This window comes from Deinococcus pimensis DSM 21231, from assembly GCF_000519345.1.
In the GTDB taxonomy this organism is placed as follows: domain Bacteria; phylum Deinococcota; class Deinococci; order Deinococcales; family Deinococcaceae; genus Deinococcus_A; species Deinococcus_A pimensis.
Window position 1 is genome coordinate 83127 of the sequence record NZ_KI912654.1, and the last position, 16075, is coordinate 99201.

At 71.7% G+C, this 16075-nt stretch carries 20 protein-coding genes; 11 read left to right on the forward strand and 9 right to left on the reverse strand.

Annotated elements, in window-relative coordinates; all coding sequences use genetic code 11:
• Positions 1-344 (reverse strand): hypothetical protein (locus tag DEIPI_RS40030; protein ID WP_045234431.1); only part of this gene is annotated, 344 nt, incomplete at its 3' end.
• A gap of 120 nt (positions 345-464) precedes the next feature.
• Between DEIPI_RS40030 and DEIPI_RS0115240 the strand changes: the two genes are divergently transcribed.
• Positions 465-1577: an alpha-hydroxy acid oxidase gene (locus tag DEIPI_RS0115240; RefSeq protein ID WP_027482338.1), complete on the forward strand. Its 1113-nt coding sequence runs from the start codon at positions 465-467 to the stop codon at positions 1575-1577.
• 11 nt (positions 1578-1588) lie between these two features.
• Here DEIPI_RS0115240 and DEIPI_RS31530 read toward each other — a convergent pair whose 3' ends face one another.
• The 4 genes from DEIPI_RS31530 to DEIPI_RS31540 form a co-directional block, all read right to left on the reverse strand.
• The gene (locus DEIPI_RS31530; protein WP_052351757.1) at positions 1589-2389 is read right to left on the reverse strand and encodes a carboxypeptidase-like regulatory domain-containing protein; all 801 of its coding nucleotides are present in this window, start codon (positions 2387-2389) and stop codon (positions 1589-1591) included.
• 99 nt (positions 2390-2488) lie between these two features.
• A complete protein-coding gene (locus DEIPI_RS31535) occupies positions 2489-2869 on the reverse strand; it encodes a GIY-YIG nuclease family protein (protein ID WP_045234432.1) in 381 nt (126 codons plus the stop codon).
• The gene (locus DEIPI_RS0115255; protein WP_027482339.1) at positions 2866-3426 is read right to left on the reverse strand and encodes a DUF2239 family protein; all 561 of its coding nucleotides are present in this window, start codon (positions 3424-3426) and stop codon (positions 2866-2868) included. Before DEIPI_RS0115255 ends, DEIPI_RS31535 begins: the two co-directional genes overlap by 4 nt.
• An 86-nt stretch (positions 3427-3512) precedes the next feature.
• Positions 3513-4214 carry a helix-turn-helix domain-containing protein gene (locus tag DEIPI_RS31540; RefSeq protein ID WP_045234433.1) on the reverse strand — a complete coding sequence of 234 codons (702 nt, stop codon included), beginning with the start codon at positions 4212-4214 and terminating at the stop codon, positions 3513-3515.
• 180 nt (positions 4215-4394) lie between these two features.
• Here DEIPI_RS31540 and DEIPI_RS0115265 point away from each other — a divergent pair, with 180 nt between their 5' ends.
• From DEIPI_RS0115265 to DEIPI_RS0115305, 9 genes are all read left to right on the forward strand, one after another.
• Positions 4395-4910: a hypothetical protein gene (locus tag DEIPI_RS0115265; RefSeq protein WP_027482340.1), complete on the forward strand. Its 516-nt coding sequence runs from the start codon at positions 4395-4397 to the stop codon at positions 4908-4910.
• Positions 4911-5061: 151 nt separating this feature from the next.
• Positions 5062-5931, forward strand: coding sequence for a hypothetical protein (locus DEIPI_RS0115270; protein WP_027482341.1), 870 nt, complete (start codon positions 5062-5064; stop codon positions 5929-5931).
• Between the two features lie 60 nt (positions 5932-5991).
• Positions 5992-7623, forward strand: coding sequence for a sensor domain-containing diguanylate cyclase (locus tag DEIPI_RS31545; protein WP_084474345.1), 1632 nt, complete (start codon positions 5992-5994; stop codon positions 7621-7623).
• A 177-nt stretch (positions 7624-7800) separates the two neighbouring features.
• Positions 7801-9012 carry a PAS domain-containing protein gene (locus DEIPI_RS0115280; protein WP_027482342.1) on the forward strand — a complete coding sequence of 404 codons (1212 nt, stop codon included), beginning with the start codon at positions 7801-7803 and terminating at the stop codon, positions 9010-9012.
• A gap of 109 nt (positions 9013-9121) precedes the next feature.
• Positions 9122-10432, forward strand: a complete 1311-nt coding sequence (locus DEIPI_RS35630) for an AfsR/SARP family transcriptional regulator (RefSeq protein WP_052351760.1) — start codon at positions 9122-9124, stop codon at positions 10430-10432.
• 153 nt (positions 10433-10585) lie between these two features.
• Entirely contained in the window at positions 10586-11326 is a 741-nt protein-coding gene (locus DEIPI_RS0115290) for a DUF4388 domain-containing protein (RefSeq protein ID WP_084474348.1), read from the forward strand.
• Entirely contained in the window at positions 11323-11859 is a 537-nt protein-coding gene (locus DEIPI_RS0115295) for a GTP-binding protein (protein WP_027482344.1), read from the forward strand. The genes DEIPI_RS0115290 and DEIPI_RS0115295 overlap by 4 nt, the downstream gene beginning before the upstream one ends.
• A gap of 86 nt (positions 11860-11945) precedes the next feature.
• Positions 11946-12320 (forward strand): roadblock/LC7 domain-containing protein, encoded by a 375-nt coding sequence (locus DEIPI_RS0115300; protein ID WP_027482345.1) that lies wholly within the window; start codon positions 11946-11948, stop codon positions 12318-12320.
• Between the two features lie 107 nt (positions 12321-12427).
• Positions 12428-12904, forward strand: a complete 477-nt coding sequence (locus DEIPI_RS0115305; RefSeq protein WP_027482346.1) for a hypothetical protein — start codon at positions 12428-12430, stop codon at positions 12902-12904.
• Between the two features lie 67 nt (positions 12905-12971).
• Here the strand turns inward: DEIPI_RS0115305 and DEIPI_RS0115310 are convergent, their stop codons facing one another.
• From DEIPI_RS0115310 to DEIPI_RS0115320, 3 genes are all read right to left on the reverse strand, one after another.
• Positions 12972-13190, reverse strand: a complete 219-nt coding sequence (locus DEIPI_RS0115310) for a cold-shock protein (RefSeq protein ID WP_027482347.1) — start codon at positions 13188-13190, stop codon at positions 12972-12974.
• Between the two features lie 195 nt (positions 13191-13385).
• The gene (locus tag DEIPI_RS0115315; RefSeq protein WP_027482348.1) at positions 13386-13583 is read right to left on the reverse strand and encodes a hypothetical protein; all 198 of its coding nucleotides are present in this window, start codon (positions 13581-13583) and stop codon (positions 13386-13388) included.
• 173 nt (positions 13584-13756) lie between these two features.
• On the reverse strand, positions 13757-14077 hold the full coding sequence (locus DEIPI_RS0115320; RefSeq protein WP_027482349.1) for a hypothetical protein: 321 nt from the start codon (positions 14075-14077) through the stop codon (positions 13757-13759).
• 343 nt (positions 14078-14420) lie between these two features.
• Between DEIPI_RS0115320 and DEIPI_RS0115325 the strand changes: the two genes are divergently transcribed.
• Complete coding sequence (locus DEIPI_RS0115325; protein WP_027482350.1) at positions 14421-15749, forward strand: hypothetical protein; 1329 nt, start codon at positions 14421-14423, stop codon at positions 15747-15749.
• A gap of 80 nt (positions 15750-15829) precedes the next feature.
• Here DEIPI_RS0115325 and DEIPI_RS0115330 read toward each other — a convergent pair.
• On the reverse strand, positions 15830-16075 hold a 246-nt coding region (locus DEIPI_RS0115330; protein WP_027482351.1), incomplete at its 5' end, for a hypothetical protein.

The following is a 16075-nucleotide window of genomic DNA, read 5'->3' on the forward strand; positions in this document are numbered from 1 at the left end:
GCGGGCGCGAACAGCCTCAGGGGCACCTCGCGCACCTCCGCGCCCCGCCTCGCGACGAGCGTGAAGGGATACGCGCCCGGCTCCAGTGCCGCGGCGGTGAAGGTGACGTCGTCCCCGTCGAAGGCCGACGTCACGCCCGGCGGCAGGCCACGCGTGGACACCTCGACCTTCCCGGCGGGATCACCACCCCGCACGCCCGGGTTCAGCGAGGTGGTCCCGTACGGGTAGGCCTCGACCCAGCGACGCTCGGGGCGCACCTCGAAGACCGTGCCCGCCGGGAGCGGCGAGCCGCAACCGACCAGCACGAGAGAGCCGAACAGCCACGACTTCCAGTTGAACGTCATGCGCCTCCTTCGCGGCGTCCGCGCGGAACGCCTCCTCCCAGAGGTACCACCCGGCAGATGGCGGGACGGTGGTGACGCCCGTCCTCGTGGTGGGCGGCCGCGCCCGGGTAGGATGGGCTCGTGACGTCCAGAAATCTGCCCGAGGCGGACGACGCGGCCCTCGCGGGAACCGTGAACCTCGCCGACATCGAGACGCTGGGCCGCTCCCGGCTGGACCGCAACGCGCTGGAGTACATCTCGAGCGGTGCGAACGACGAGGTGACCCTCCACGCGAACCGCGAGGCGTTCCGGCGCGCGCGCCTGCGGCCCCGTGTGCTGGTGGACGTCTCGGACGTCTCCACGCGGACGACGGTGCTGGGCGTGGACCTCGACCTGCCCGTCGGGATCGCGCCGAGCGCCTTCCACGGGCTGGCGCACCCCTCGGCGGAGCTCGGTACGGCGGGCGCCGCGCACGCGGAGGGGAGCCTGTTCGCGCTGAGCACCTTCAGCAACACGTCCATCGAGGACGTCGCGAGGGTCGTTCCAGGGCGGTTCTGGTTCCAGCTCTACGTGTACCGGGACCGCGAGGTGAGCGCCGCGCTCGTCCGGCGGGCGGAGGCGGCGGGCGCGCGGGCGCTCGTCGTGACGGTCGACGCGCCCTACGTGGGACGGCGGGAGCCCAACGAACGGCACCGCTTCGGGCTGCCGCCGCACCTCGGCGTCCCGAACGCCGCGTCCCGCGAGGCGCTCGCGGCGCTGGAGTCCTCGTCGGGGTCGCAGCTCGTGAACTACTTCCAGGGACTGGTGGACCGGCGCTTCACGTGGCGGGACGTGGCGTGGCTGCGCGAACTGACGACCCTTCCGATCGTGCTCAAGGGCGTCCTCACGGCGGAGGACGCCCTGCTGGCCGTGGAGCACGGCTGTCACGTGTGGGTGAGCAACCACGGCGGGCGTCAGCTCGACACGGCCGTGAGCGCGCTCGAAGCCCTGCCGGAGGTCGCCGACGCCGTCGCGGGACGAGCCGAGGTGTACCTCGACGGCGGCGTGACGCGCGGAACGGACGTGGTGAAGGCGGTCGCGCTGGGCGCGCGCTGCGTGTTCCTCGGCCGCGCGGCGCAGTGGGGGCTCGCGGCGGCGGGGGAGGCGGGGGTGCGGCGCACGCTGGCCCTGCTGCGGGACGAGCTGACCCTGGCGCTCGCGCTGTGCGGACATCCGGACGTGACGCGTCTGCCGCGTGACCTGGTGCGTCTGTAGCGCCCCATCCCTCAGCGGGCCACTTCCAGTTCGAGGAGCTGCCCGGAGCCGTTCTGACGGAAGTCGGCGGTGACGCTCGGCGCGAACTCGCCCGTGTTCCGGACCTTGACGGTCATGGGCGCGGGCGTCGCGCCGTTCGGGGCGAAGCGCGCGGTCACGCGGTAGCGTCCGATCGGCACGTCACGCAGTCCTTCCTGGCCTTCCTGGGTGCTGCCGAGCCGCGCGGTGACGGCGCGTCCCGCGCTGCCGTCCACGATCGGGCCGTCCGGGGTGAGGGTGAGCTCGACGTCGGTGAGACGGGCGTGCAGTTCCGGATCGAAGAAGTCCGCGTAGACCGTGACGGTGCCGCCGTAGGTGCCGCCGTCGGGCCTCGGTCCGGTGAGGACCCAGCGGAAGTCGCGCCGGGCGCCCGCGCTGCCCGCGAAGGGCGCGGGGTCGTTCGGGGCGAGGTCGAAGGTGAAGGTCTGACCGTGGTACTCGCGGGTGACCTGCCCGCCGGGCAGCCACGAGCCGCCGGGCACCGTGAGGCAGTAGCGGCCCGACGCGTCGGACGTGCCCAGCACGTTGTCGTTGTAGAAGAGGGTGTTGCCCGCGTGGACGCGCGCGCCGGGCACGCCCTGTCCGGCACTGTTGGTGACGGTGCCGCTCATGGTGTTCCCGGCGCCGGGGGTGCATTCCGCCCCACCGGGCGGCTGGGACGGTCCGGGCAGGGTGCCGGACGCGGGGTCCGCGCCGCAGGCGGTGATGACGAGCGCGGTGAGCGTGGCGGCGAGGACGAGGCCGGTGGTGCGGATGTTCGGACGTGTGCGCATGGGGACCTCCCTGTCCGGGATGTCGTTCCGGACGTGTCCGCACGGTAAGGCCGGGCGCGTGGTCGGGCCGTGGTCGTGGGAGGGTCGGCGTGCGCAGGCTCAGCGACGGGCGGGACGGGTGTGGTACCCGCGCTCGTCCCAGGGCCGGAGTTCGTCGAGGCAGAGGCGTTCGAGGGTGGCGAGCTCGTCGGCGTACTCGCGGTCGCTGCGCGCGGCGGTGGGTTCCAGGACGTGCAGGACCTCGGAAACGAAGGCCGCCTCGCCGTGCTCGTTCCAGTCGCGCTGAAGCTCGCGGTTGCGGTGCTGACCGTGCCGCAGGGTGAACAGGGTCCGGTTGAGGGCGGCGGCCGTGTGGAGGGACGCGCCGACGAGGCGTCTGCCGTTGATGGTGTTGCGCAGGGACCAGACGCCCATGACGGGCTCGAAGTCCTTGTAGGGTCGGTCGGGCGCGAACAGGGCGGGCGGTCCTTCGCGGTTCATGGCCGCTCCTTCGGGGTGGGGGCGAGGGCGGGACGGGCGAGACGCAGCACGTAGTCGCTCAGGTGCGGGGGCCAGGACGCGACGAGGGTGGTGAAGTGCTGGCCGTCGCGGGCGTACAGGGCGCGCAGGGCGTCCTCGAAGTGGGCCTCGTTTCCGGCGAGGGCGGTCATGACGTGCCGGGCGGCCTCGATGGCGCGGGTGACGTTCAGCGCGTCGGGGCGTCGTCTGCGGTCCTCGTCGACGAGTCGGCGCAGCGCGGCCGACGCGCCGGAGGGCTGGGCGTCGAGCCAGGCCCAGTGGCGGGGGAGGAGGGTCACCTCGCGCGTCGTGGCCGTGGCGCGGGTGGGCGTGTCCGGCGCGGCCTCGTGGCGGGCGAGGACGTCCTCGAGGGTGCCGCTGACGTCGAAGTCGACGTGGCGGCCGCTGTAGTCGTCGAAGATGACGGTGGGGGTTCCGTGGGTGTCGTGGTGCTGCTTGAGGGCGCGCAGCAGGTCGGGCAGGGGGGCGGTGACGAGGTGGCCGTCGTGGGTGAAGGCGGTGTAGGTGGTCTCGGGCATACTCGATTAATACCCGGGTATTAATCACCTGTCAATAAGACCCGGGTAGAATGCGGAGCGGTCCTACGACGAACGGCTCAGCGACCTCAGGACCGCATCGGCCACTCGCTGTACCCAGCGTTCGGCAGGGTCAGCCGCCGCGTCGTCCCGAGCGGCGTCATGAACAGGTGCATCAGGTACGCATGACTTCCGCGCCGCGCCCGGTAACGGTCGAACAACCGGATCAGTTCCGCCTGCAGTTCCCTCGCCTCCTCGTAGTCGAGCATCAGCGCGCCGCTCGCGTGGTGCAGTGCGGGCGTCCCCGGCACCCCCGGTGTCCACGGCTCACCCTCCGGCGTCGCGGGCAGCATCCACAGCTCACCCCCACGCGCCATGAGCAGCATGCCGCCCACCGGATTCGGCCCCTCCTCGGAATGCCGCACGAACGCCGCGTTCATCACCGACTGATACGCCCCGAAGCTCTCGCCGAGCGTCTCCACCAGCGAGCGCTGCCTCGTCGGGACGAAGAACGAGGTGGCCGCGCAGGTGTACCGCTTCACGGCCCGGCCCGAGCGGGGCCGCTCCTCCGACACGCGCAGCAGGCCCAGCGCCTCGAACCGCTTGACCTTGCGGAACGCCGCGTTGAGGGTCAGATCGAACGCCCGCGCCAGCGCCCCCACCGTGCTGCCGGGTGGCGCGAAGAACGTGAGCAGTTCGACGTTGCGGACGTCCGCGAACAGACGCACGACCTCGGGACGCTCCACCACGAGCGTCCCGGAACGACCGGATTCCCGAACCAGGACTTGCATGTGAGGCGAGTGTACCCAAGCCAGGGGTCAGCTTGCGCGGCGCCCTTGGATCGCAAGCTGCCCACGGGCATCATCGGAAGGCAGCGCAGGACGAATCCGGGGACGCCAAGACGCGCCGCCACGCCCCTCCACCGACGCCCCACGAGCGTCGGGGACGTCCTCGCCCGCGAAAGGAGCCCCATGAACCGACCCACGACCCACGTCGGCCTGCTCGCCGCCCTCCTGCTCACCGCCTGCTCCGGCGCTCCCTCCGCCCCGACCGGCCCGACGACCGGCGGGGGCACCGACCAGGCCCTCCGCGCGAAGCTCGTCGCCTGCCCGACCGTCAGCAACAGCTCCGATCCCACCGCCAGCACCTGCCTCGCGGGCACCTACACGGGCAGGACACCGGCGGGCGCCGCCTGCACGCTCAGCGTCCGCACCGACGGCAGTTACGACTACGTCTCCCCGACCCTCACCTCGACCTACACCCCCACCCCCGCGACGATCCGCCTCTTCAGCCACCAGGCCAGCGGAGGCGACAACGTCGTGCTGTGGAACCTCTCCGACCCCGCCTCCGCCGACCCCGCCTCCTCGCTCGACCTCAGCGTGGCGTTCGGCCCGAACTACGACACGCTCGCCAGGAAGCTCGAACTCAAGGCGGAGCGGGTGCAGGGTGGAGGACGGACGTCCAGCACCTGCATCGTCGACATCTGAGAGGAGCCGCGAGCGCGAAGATGAGCGTCCCAGTCGAGTCTGAGACCTCATGAAGCGGGTCTAAGCCGCGGCCCATCCGCGCGAGGCGCCCCCACGGCAATCTGGAGCGACCAGGCGATCGGGCCGACCCGACGCTCATCCCGGAGGAACCATGCTCTCACGTCACCTCGCACTCCGTGCGTCGCTCGCGCCCACCCTCGTCCTCCTCCTCGCCGCCTGCGGCGCCGGGCTCCCCGAAGCGCCCACGCCCGCCGCCCCCACCGAGATCACGACCGGCACCAGCACCACCACCACCGACGGCGCCGCTCCCACCGAAACGGCCACCCAGACCCGCGCCCTGACCCTCACGGCGCCCACCGAGAAGGTGGCGTTGAAGTTGCGTGACGTCGTGACCGTCCCTGTCCGTGTCGACGGCCAGGGCCAGGGCCGGACCGACCTCAGCTTCCGCTTCGAGCGTGTCGCCGGGGAAGGCAGCGACCTCACCCGCGCCACGCTCAGCGCCGACGCGGTCACCCTCGGCGGCGCGACCACCAGCGTGGACGTCCGTGTGGAGGGCGTCTTCGCGGACCTGTACTCGCCCGACGCGACCTACCGGATGATCGCCGTGTCGAAGGGACGGGACGTCGCGTCCACCCTGATCGGCGTCCACGTCGAGCCCGTCGACGTCCGCTTCTCGTTCGGGGCGGACACCGTGACCGCCGCGCCCGGAACGGAGGTCACGCTCGACCTGCTCGTCAGCGCGGACTCCACGCGGCTCGTCCCCTTCACCTTCCGTCCCGCGCTGTACCTCCCCGACATGGGTGAGTTCGGTGAGCTCGTCGAACCCGAACGCGAGTACACCGTGGACAGCCTTCCCGCCCACGTGCCCGTCCGCTTCCGCTTCAAGACCGTCCCGGAAGGCGCCAGCAACGATCCGCGCCTGTTCGACTTCGCGATGAGCGGACTCGAGGACCTCGGCAGCAACCGCTACGTCAGCCGATGGCTGCGCGCGTCCTTCACCTGGCAGCCCGTCACGCGCTGACACGCGAGACCGCGAGGACCGACCCCAACTCGTGGACGCTCCTGTGCGATCATCGGGGCAATGAGCCCCGGTCGAACCCCCGGACCCGTCCCTCCCCACGTGGACCTGCCGTCCGGCAACCCAGACGTGAACCGCGTGACGAGCGGCAGGACCGCCGCGGACACCTCCGAGCTTCACACGGAAGCGCATCGGCTGGCCGAACTCGTGCGCTACGACGTCCCGGATGACCTGCCGGGCGAGGCCTTCCAGAAGCTCGCCGCGCTCGCCGCCCGTTCGCTCGGCGCGAGGATCGGGATGGTCAATTTCGTCCACGAGGACGACACCCTCACCCGGGCCTGCTTCGGCGCGGACCTGAGGCGTACCGACCGGCGGCTCTCCTTCTGCGCCCGCGTCGTCACCAGCGGACGGGTCACGGTCATCGCGGACGTCGCCCGGGACGGGCACTTCCGTGACCATCCGGTCGTCACGCCGCACGGCGTCGCGCGCTTCTACGCGGGCGCGCCGCTCGTCACGCCCGGCGGGCACGTCATCGGGACGCTGTGCGTGCTCGACCACGAGCCGCGCGGGGCCGTCACCCCCGAGCAGACGGACACGCTCGTCACCCTCGCCGAGCTCGTCATGGACGAGCTCGAACTGCGCCGCACCTCCCGCGAGCTCGCCCGACAGAACGACCTCAACGCCACCATGCTCGTCGAACTGCGCCGCGCCAAGCTCCACGCGGAGACCCTGCTGGCCGTGGCGTCCCTCGCGGACCTCGACCTCGACCCTCACGAGCTCGCCCAGCACGCCGCGCGGCTCATCGCGCACGCCGTGCCGCTCGACTGGGCCGGGTTGGGCGTCGCCGCAGGCGGCGTGCTGACCGTCGAGACGCTCTGGGCTTCCCCCGCCCTGCCCCCGGCGGTCCTGGAGGTCGCCACACGCACCGTCCGCCGCGGCGAGGGCTACGTGTGGCAGGTGCTGGAACGCGGCAGGGTCGTGTTCGTCGACGACTATGTCCGCGTGCCCGACGCGCGGACGGAGCTCGTGACGTCCGGCATCCGCGGCATCGTCTGGTTGCCGCTCGGCGCGTACGGCGCGGAGCAGTTCGTCCTCTGCGCCGCCCGCACCACCACGGAAGGCTGGAGCGCCTCCGACCGCTCGTTGCTGCGCGCCGCGTCGGGCGGCGTGGCGAACGCCCTGCACCGACGAGCTCACCTCGCCGCCGCCGAACGCGACGCGCAGCAGGACCTCCTCACGGGCCTCGGCAACCGCCGCGCCTTCGAGGCGGAACTCACCCGTCTGCTCGGCGGTGACACGTCCTTCGCGCTGACCCTCCTCGACCTCGACGGCTTCAAACGCGTCAACGACACGTACGGGCACGAGCGCGGCGACGCGCTGCTGCGCCTCTTCGCGCAGGCCCTCACGGGCAGTCTCGACGCCGGCGGGCTCGCCTTCCGCTTCGGCGGCGACGAGTTCGCCCTGCTCGTCCCCGCCGAGGCGGGCGAGGACGCGCTGCTGCTCGAAGATCGCGCGTTGACGCACGTGGACGACGCCATCGGCGCGGTGCGCGGCGCGGGCTTCGACGTCGGCGCGAGCGCGGGAGTCGCGACCACACCGACGGACGGACGTGACCGGGCCGCGCTGCTGCGTCACGCCGACGAACGCATGTACACCCGCAAACGCGCGAAGAAGCGCCAGGTCGGGGTCCGCTGAGTCTGCACGGACGCGGCTGCCGCGCCTGGGGGACCTCCTCGGGGCGGCGCGCGTCCGGCGGACGCCGTGTAATGGCGTTGTACGCGCGGTATGCGAGCATGGGGTGTTCGCCCGCGGGGACCACCTCCGGGCGCGTAGGGCCGCCCTCCGTCGTCTCGTGTCCCGAAAGGTCCTCTCTTGCCGTTCACCTTGGAGTCCTCCCTGCAGTACGCCACCTGGATCGAACAGCACCTGCGGGGCGGGGCGTTCGGCGAGTCCGTCGGTCGGGTCACGCGTCTCGCCGCGCGGAGTTTCGGCGTGGACGCCTGCGTCGTGAACGTCGTGTCCGAGGGGCGGGTGTGGAGCGAGGTGGTCACGGGAGGTTCGGCGGTGACGGTGCGGGCGGGCGAGCTGGTGTGTCCGCTGGTCGTGGAGGGCGCGCGGAGCGTCGTCGTGCCGGACACGCTGGAGGACGAGCGGGTGCGGTCGCTGCCGATGGTCCGGGCGGGCGCACTGCGGTTCTACGCGGGCGTGCCGCTGACGTTGCCGACGGGAGGGGCGTTCGGGACGTTGTGCCTGCTGGACGTGCGGCCCCGCGTGTTCGGTGACGAGGACCTCGCGGCCCTGCGGGAATTCGCGGCGCTGGTGATGGCGGACGTGGAGGCGCACTTCGCGCTGGCGAGGTCCGAGCACGCGCGCGCGCAGGTCCAGCAGTTGCTGTCGTGGGCGCCGTTCGCGGTGCACGTGACGGACCCGCGCGGACGGGTGGTGTTCTGGAACGAGGCGGCGCGGCGGATGTACGGATACGAGGCGGACGAGGTGCTGGGCGAGGCCCTTCCGGCCGCGCTCGGTTCGCGGACCGAGGTGGTGACGAGGCCGCCGGGGCCGTCCCGGCCGCGTCAGGTGACGCGGCGTCGCCGGGACGTGTCGCGTCTGGTGGTGCTGACGGCGGCGGCGGAGGTGCTGGACGTGAACGGCGCGCCCGTGGGCGTGCTCGACGTGTCGGTGGACGTGACGGACCGTGTGCGCAACGAACTGAGATTGAAGCTGCTGGAGGGTGTGGTGGCCCAGGCGCAGGACGGCGTGATGGTCTGCCGTTTCGACACGCCCGCTCGTGGGCACGTGGTGGTGGAGTACGCGAACGCGGCCCTGCTCGCGCAACTGGGGGCGCGGGCGGGCGAGGTGGTGGGGCGCCGACTGGACGACGTGCTCTCGGGACGTCTCCCCGAGGGGGAGTGCGCGGCGCTCGTGGAGGCGGTGACGGCGGGAACGCCGGAGTTGCGGCGGATGTCGATGCGGGTATCGGGTGTCGGTCGGCCCTTCGAGGTGTCGTTGACGCCCATCGTGACGGAGGGGGACGACCTGGGTCTGTGCGTGGGCATCGTGCGGTCCCTGAGCGTGAGAAACTGAGCTACCCCGCACTGTGAAAAATTCGTCACAGACGCACATTTCAGCAAAAGTTTAGAAGAAGTTAATATCATGCTCATACGACGAGCCGGCTGGCCGTCCAGGAGCGAGCATGCCCAGCACCCTCTCCATCACCACCCTCGGCCACACCGCCGGTCACATCACCCGCTTCGGACGCGAGGTCCTGCCCGGCCACGGTCAGGTCCGCGACCTCTTCTTCTATCTTCTCGCCGCACCCGACGGGCGCACCCGCGCCCAGATCGTCGAGGACCTCTGGGGCACCGACGAGGACGACGCGGCCCTCAACCGACTGCGCGTCACCCTGCACAGGCTCAAGGCCGCCTTCGACGGGCTGTGCGTGGTGCAGGAGCACGGCGGACGCTACCGACTCAACCCCGACCTCGCCGCGAAATCCGACCTGCACACCTTCGACGTCTGCCTGAGCCTCGCGCGTCAGCATCTCGGTCCCGACGAGCGCCGCGCCCGCCTCGAGGAGGCCGCCCACCGCTACCCGGGCGACTTCCTCACCGACGTCCGCGCCACCTGGGCGCAGGAGGCGCGCGACGCCCTGCGGGCACGCTACGTCCGCGTGCTGCTCGAACTCTCCTCGGTCCACTGCGACGCCGCCCACTGCCGGGGCGCCACCTGCCGCCTCTCGCAGGCCCTCACGCTCGACCCCTTCCAGGGCGAACGGCTGCACCAGAACCTCATCGCGTGTCTCGCCGAGCAGGGAGACGCGAGCGCCGCCATCGGTCACTTCCGCGGCTTCGCACGCTTCCTGCGTGACGACCTCGGCGACGCGCCGCTCGAGGAGACCCGCGCGCTCGCCGACCTCGTCCGTGAGGGCCGCCCGCCCTGTCCACGCCACGTGAGCGGAGAGGGACCCTGCCCCAAGCGGGCGCGTGAGGCGGCGGAGCGTCACCACGCCTCGCCGCCTCAGCCGGCACAGACCCTGCTGCTCGACCTGTCCGAGGCGCTGCTCGGCGCCGCCGGTCTCGACGACGCCGCGGGCGCCGTGACGCGCGTGCTGGAGGCTTCGCTCGGCGTGACCGCCGTCGTCGTCGCCGATGTCCGCCTTGAGGACGACGAACTCACCTTCGTGCACGCCTCCGGTGACCTGCCCGACCTCACCCGCGCCCGCGTCGCGGCGCGCACGTCCGTCCCGGCGTCGTCGTCGGCCCTGTACGAGGCCTGCCTGCGGACCGTCACGCCGCTCTACCTGCGAGACGCTCGTTCGCTCGCGCCGGACCTTCCGGCGGTCGCGTCGGCGGTCGAGCCGATCCGCGTGGGCGAGGACCGCGTGCTGTTCGTGCAGGTGATGCGCCCCCCCGCTCTGGGTGACTGGACCATGGACGAGCGGCGGCTGCTGGCTCGAGCGTGCCGTCTGTTCGCGCTCGCGGCGGCGCGCAACGTGCCCGCCTGACGCGGCGGGGCGAAGCGGGAGGCGAAGGTCCGCCTCCCGCTTCGCTGTTCCGGTGGTAAAGAAAGTATGAAGAGACTCCACTTCATGAGGAACGCTCCAGCAGGGGTGTAATGCGAAATTAAGTGCGCCGCCTAGAGTGAACGTGAGCCCGGAATGAGCGAGCGAACCGCCCGCCACCGGCACGAAAGGCGGCGCATGGCGATCTTCGGCAACCTCAGCGAACTTCCCTTCCCCGACGTCATCTCCATGCTCGGACGACGCTGCGGCACCCTGCGCCTCAGCGGCCTCGACGGACACGCCGACGTCATCCTCCACGTCGACGAGGAACACCTCCTCGCGCTGCACGTCGGCCCGACCGCCCTGCGCGACACCGCGCGTGTCCGCGAGGTCTTCCTCGACCTCACCCGCGCCGAACGCGGCGCGTTCGAGTTCACCCGCACCTCCCCCAACGACACCCCGCAGCACCACCGCCTCCCCCTCAACAAGCTCCTGCTCGCCACGACCGCCGTCATCGACGAGATCGACCACTACCGCGCGAGCCTGCCGTCCGCCGACACCCGCTTCCTCCTCGTCGAGGACCCCCAGGGAACGCTCGACGCGCCCCTGCAGGACTTCCTCGACCGCACGCAGGAGCACCTCACCCTCGGCGCCAGCGCCACCGACGTCGCCCGCGCCATCGGCATGCACGTCGAACAGGCGCAGCTGCACCTCTACAAGCTCCGCGCGCTCGGCCACATCACGCCCGTCCGCGCCTACAGCGTCCGCTCCGGCGTGTCCACCACGCCCACGACGCCCACGACACCCACCGCCGCCCACGTTGACCACGAGGACACCCCGCGCGGCCTCATCGGACGGCTCCTCGCCGCCCTGAACCTGCGCCGGAGGGCCGCGTGAGAGGTCCCCTCAAGCTCGTCGTGAGCGGGCCCGTCGGCGCGGGCAAGACCACCTTCATCCGGGCCCTGAGCGAGACCGCCGTCATCGACACCGACGTCGCCCCCAGCGAGGACATCGGCAAGGACTCCACCACCGTCGCGTTCGACTACGGCACCCTCCACCTCGACGGCCTTCCGCTGCACCTCTACGGCACCCCGGGGCAGGACCGCTTCGACTTCATGTGGGACATCCTCTGCGAGGGCGCGCTCGGCCTCGTCATGCTCGTCGCGGGCGACCGCCCGCAGGACTTCCCCCGGGCGCGCGGCATCTTCGAGTTCGTCACCAGCCGTCACGCGGTGCCCTTCATCGTCGGCGTCACCCGCCAGGACCTCCCCCGCGTCTGGGAACCCGAGGACGTCGCCGACTACTTCCGCCTCCCGTACGCGCACGTCGTCGGCCTGAACGCCACCGACCCCATGGACGGCGCCCGGACGCTCACGCGCCTCCTCGAACTCGTCGAGCCCCAGGGCCACAGTGAGGAGCGCGCCGTATGACCTGACGCGCGAGGCGCTCGGCCCGCTCCGACGCACCCCCTGCCAGTCCGTCCCCACCGACCTCTCGCCCACCGCAGGAGCCCCCCATGACCAGCACCATGAGCAAGCAGGAAGTCCTCAGCAGCACCCTCGCCGCCCTCCGCGCCAACCTCCCCGAACTCAAGGGCGTCCTCGTCGCCACCGCCGACGGCCTCCCCATGGCGCAGAGCATGAACGCCGGCACGGACGCCAACCGCGTCGCCGCGATGGCCGCCACCGCCCTCGGTCTCGGCAAGCGCATCGGCGACACCGTCGGCAACGGTGTCCTCACCGAGATGAGCGTCTCCGGCACCGACGGACAGGTGTTCTTCTACGCCGCCGGACGTGGCGTGCTCGCCGTCGTCGCGCCCGCCGGAATGAACCTCGGCCTGCTGCTGATGGAGGCGCGCGACGCCGCCGCCAACATCGCCACCGTCCTCTGAACACGCCCATCCGACAGGACGCCGACATGGGCCTGCTGTCCGACCTCTCCGACCTGCTCGCCAGCCTCTACCCCGACCACACCATCCAGCCTTCAAGGAGTGAACCCATGACCGCGACCCTCACCCAGACCCGCCCCGCCCTCGGCGACTTCTCCTCCGTCGTGTGCTTCAAGGCCGTCATCACCGGCGTCGAGGACACCCTCGGCACGGACGGCGCCGCCGTCGTCTTCACCCGCGCCGGGAAGGTCCGTGGCCGCGCGCTCGCCACGGAACTCGGCGTGGCCGGCAGCAGCCCCGCGGTCGAGAAGATCGCGAGCATCCTCGACGGCGCGATCGGCAAGAACGGCACCCGCCTGTGCGCCGTCACCGCGTCCTACCAGGACGGCGAGAACATCGTGATCGAGACGCGCGAGACCGTGTGCAGCGCGGGCGAGGAGCAGGGCTCCGAGCGCATGTGCACCTTCACGCTCGGCGCGGTGTGGGGCGCGCTGGAAGCCATCACGGGCCGCACCTTCCTCGGCGAGCAGACCGAGAGCGTCCTGCGCGGCGGTCAGAGCGACAAGTTCGTCTTCAGCCCCTTCTGAAGCGCGAGACGCCCAAACGAACGCCGCGCCCGCCGGACGAACCCGGGGGCGCGGCGTCCTGCGTTTTTTAGCGGCCGGAGCCGACGACGCGCACGTTCACGGCGCGGTCACCCTTGCCGCGCGGGTCCTGCTCGACGTCGAACTCCACCTCGTCGCCCTGGTTGAGCGACTTGAACCCGGAGCCCGTGATGGCGCTGAAGTGCACGAACACGTCCTTACCGCCACCGGCGGGGCTGATGAACCCGAAGCCCTTCTCGTTGTTGAACATCTTGACAGTTCCCTGCATGGTCTTTCCTCCGTAGGCACTCTAGGGTACCAGACCCCTTGAACGTTTGCTCATCTTCGTCATGCTGCTGCCCTCCGCGGGTCCCGGATCACCGACGACCGGGAACGAGTCCGACGCGTTCAGGACGACGCCACGAGTGATCGGTCGTCCCGCGCCGCCGCCCGCTTCGGCGTCCGCGGTGTTCTTCTCGATATCTCAATTCCAGTCGAGGAGTGGGATGACCTCGTGCTCCGCCCGCCGGCGCGCACGTGCGCGCCGCCGCAGGATCGTCTCCCGCTTCCCGAGCGCGCCCGCGCCGCCCTGCGCCGCCACCACGGCCCCGCCGGGCAGCGCGGCGACGTCCATCGGGTGCGTCGCGCGTGTGGACGTCGTGACGCCCGACGCGAGGTCCACGGTGTCCTCCGGGTTCTACGGTTCGTCCGGGTCGACGACCTGCCGAGCGGGTGGAGTGACGACGCCGCGACGTTGAACTCCACGCGCCCGGGGACCTTCGGTGACGGTGGACGGACCGCACGTCCGCCCCTTCCCGGCGTGCCCGCCGACCTCGCCTGGGTCCCCGCGAGCGTTCAGAAGGGCATGAGGAACTTCTGCAGGGCGCCGAGCGCGCCGTCGGGTTCCGACTGACGCTGGGCGACGCGAAACGCGAAGGCGCGGAATTCCGTGTCGTCGAAGGTCCGGCCGCACTGGAAGCGGAAGCTCGTGGCCGAGCCGACCGGGAGTTCCCCCCGGTACAGGGGCACGGCCGTCTGGTCGTGGTAGAGGGCGTCGGGAACGTTGAGTTCCGTCGTGACGGTCCGGTCGGGCCCGACGAGCGTGATGAGCAGCACCCGGGGATTTCCGGGCTGGGCGGAGTAGGAGGTGATGGGCAGGTCCTGTTCCTGAGTCATGAGGTCCTCGGGTCGATCGGAGCCACGCTCGACCTCGCGGGTCGAGCGTGGCTCCGTTCACCCTCAGGGTAGCGTGCGTGGAGGGCGTCCGCCTTGAGCGTTGGGGTGGGTTGCGTCCGCCCCACGCCTCGTCGAGGCCGGGCGCCGCGCGCCGGTGAGGGCGCCGCGTGGCGCGTGCATGACATCCGCCGGAAACCCGTTCCGGACGGCGGGCGCGCGCGAACGACCGCTCGACCCGCGAGGGCCGCGTCGATCCGCTCCGGCGTGGTCGCCATGGGACCGTCACCGCGTGCGTCGTAGCCTCGGTCAGCGAGCCTCGCTCGCCCCGCGAAAGGACCACACCATGACCTTCGTTCGATCCCTGGCCTCTGCCCTGACCTTCACCCTCGCCGCGAGCGTCGCGTGCGCCGCGAACGTCCCCGCCTCGCTCGCCGGGGAGTGGTTCACGGGCGCGCAGTACCCGGCCGACGTGTACACCACCGACCTCACGCGCGCCGCGTCGAGCGCGTCGCGGCTGCTGGTCGAGCCGGGCGGGACGTACGTCTTCACGCGCTTCGACTCCACGCACGTCGCGTCGTCGTTCGGATTCTCCGGTTACCCCATCACCTGTCAGGTGATGAACGCCACCGTCGAACGTGGCAGACTCACCGTGCAGGGCGGCCGCGTGACGTTCAAACCGCTCGGGGTGGACACGTACCTCGCGTATTCCCCCGCCTCGCTCAACAACGGCTGCACCCGCTACGCCGCGACGAAGCGGAGCAAACCCGGAGGGGAGACGGACGTCGCCACCTGGACTGTCAGGGCAGGGAAGCTCGACCTCACGTTCGGGAAGGACACGTCGACGTTCGTGCGGCGGGCGCCGCCTCCCAAACCGGCCCCCGTCGACACGGGACTCGACCGCGTGTTGCGGGGCGAGTGGCAGCTCGGCCGCGTCCTGCCCGCCGGGGCCTACGACCCCACGGGGACGGTCTGGACGGACGCTCCGGCCAGCAGCGCCCGCCTCACGCTGCGCGCGGACCGCACGTACGACCGCGTCACGCTGCTCGTCGAGCGGGAATACGGCTGCAATCCCAGACGCCTCACGACGGAGCAGGGGCAGGTGATGGAGAAGGGCCGCGTGCTGACCTTCACCCCGAGGACCAGCGTGACCGTCACGCAGACGTGCGAGGGGAAGATCGAGACCTCCCGGAACACGGTCGGTCCGTACCAGGAGACGTACGCGGCGCGCGTCGGCGTGACGGGCAGGGAGGCGCTGGTCCTCACGTCGAAGGAGGACGAGCTGGTGTTCGTCCGTCCCGCCGCCCCGGAAGGCTCCGCACCGCCCGCGACGACGGGCGCGGCCTCACGGTCCGCTCCCGTCCCGGCTCCCGCCCAGCGGACGGCTTCGGGCACGTGGGACGCCGTCGTGACCGTCGGGGACGCCTCGCTGCGGGTGCGGGTCGAGCTGCAGGACGACTCGCCCCGCGTCATCGGTTTCGGCGACGCGCCCGTGCTGTTCGCGAACGGTGACAGCGCCACGGGAACCCTGAACGTCGGCCTGGACCTCGACGGACGCACCTTCGAGCTGGGCGCGCGGGGCCGCTTCGACGGGGACCGCTACCAGGGCGAGGGAGAGTGGAAGCTCGACGGGGAGACGCTCGGGCGGGGCACGCTCACGATGACCCGTCGTTGAGCGCGCCCGCGGGCCGCCTCATGGCGTCCGTCCCTCCCGCTCCGGTCGCGCCGTCCACCGACGGCGCGACCCGGCCCTGCTCAACGCGCCGTCCGGGCGTCCTCCAGGACGTGACGGACGGCCGACACGACGAGGTCCGGCTGGTCGAAGCCGATGAAGTGCCCGCTCTCGTTGGCGCTCACGAGCGATCCACGGGACGACGTGGCGGCGTACTCGACCGCCATGGACCAGTGGTCGCGCCGCCAGCGGGCCAGCGTCGCGGGCGAGCCGTCCGCGCCGAACTGCCGCGCCGAGTCCGCGTCCAGGCCGTTCGTGCGGGTGAGCAC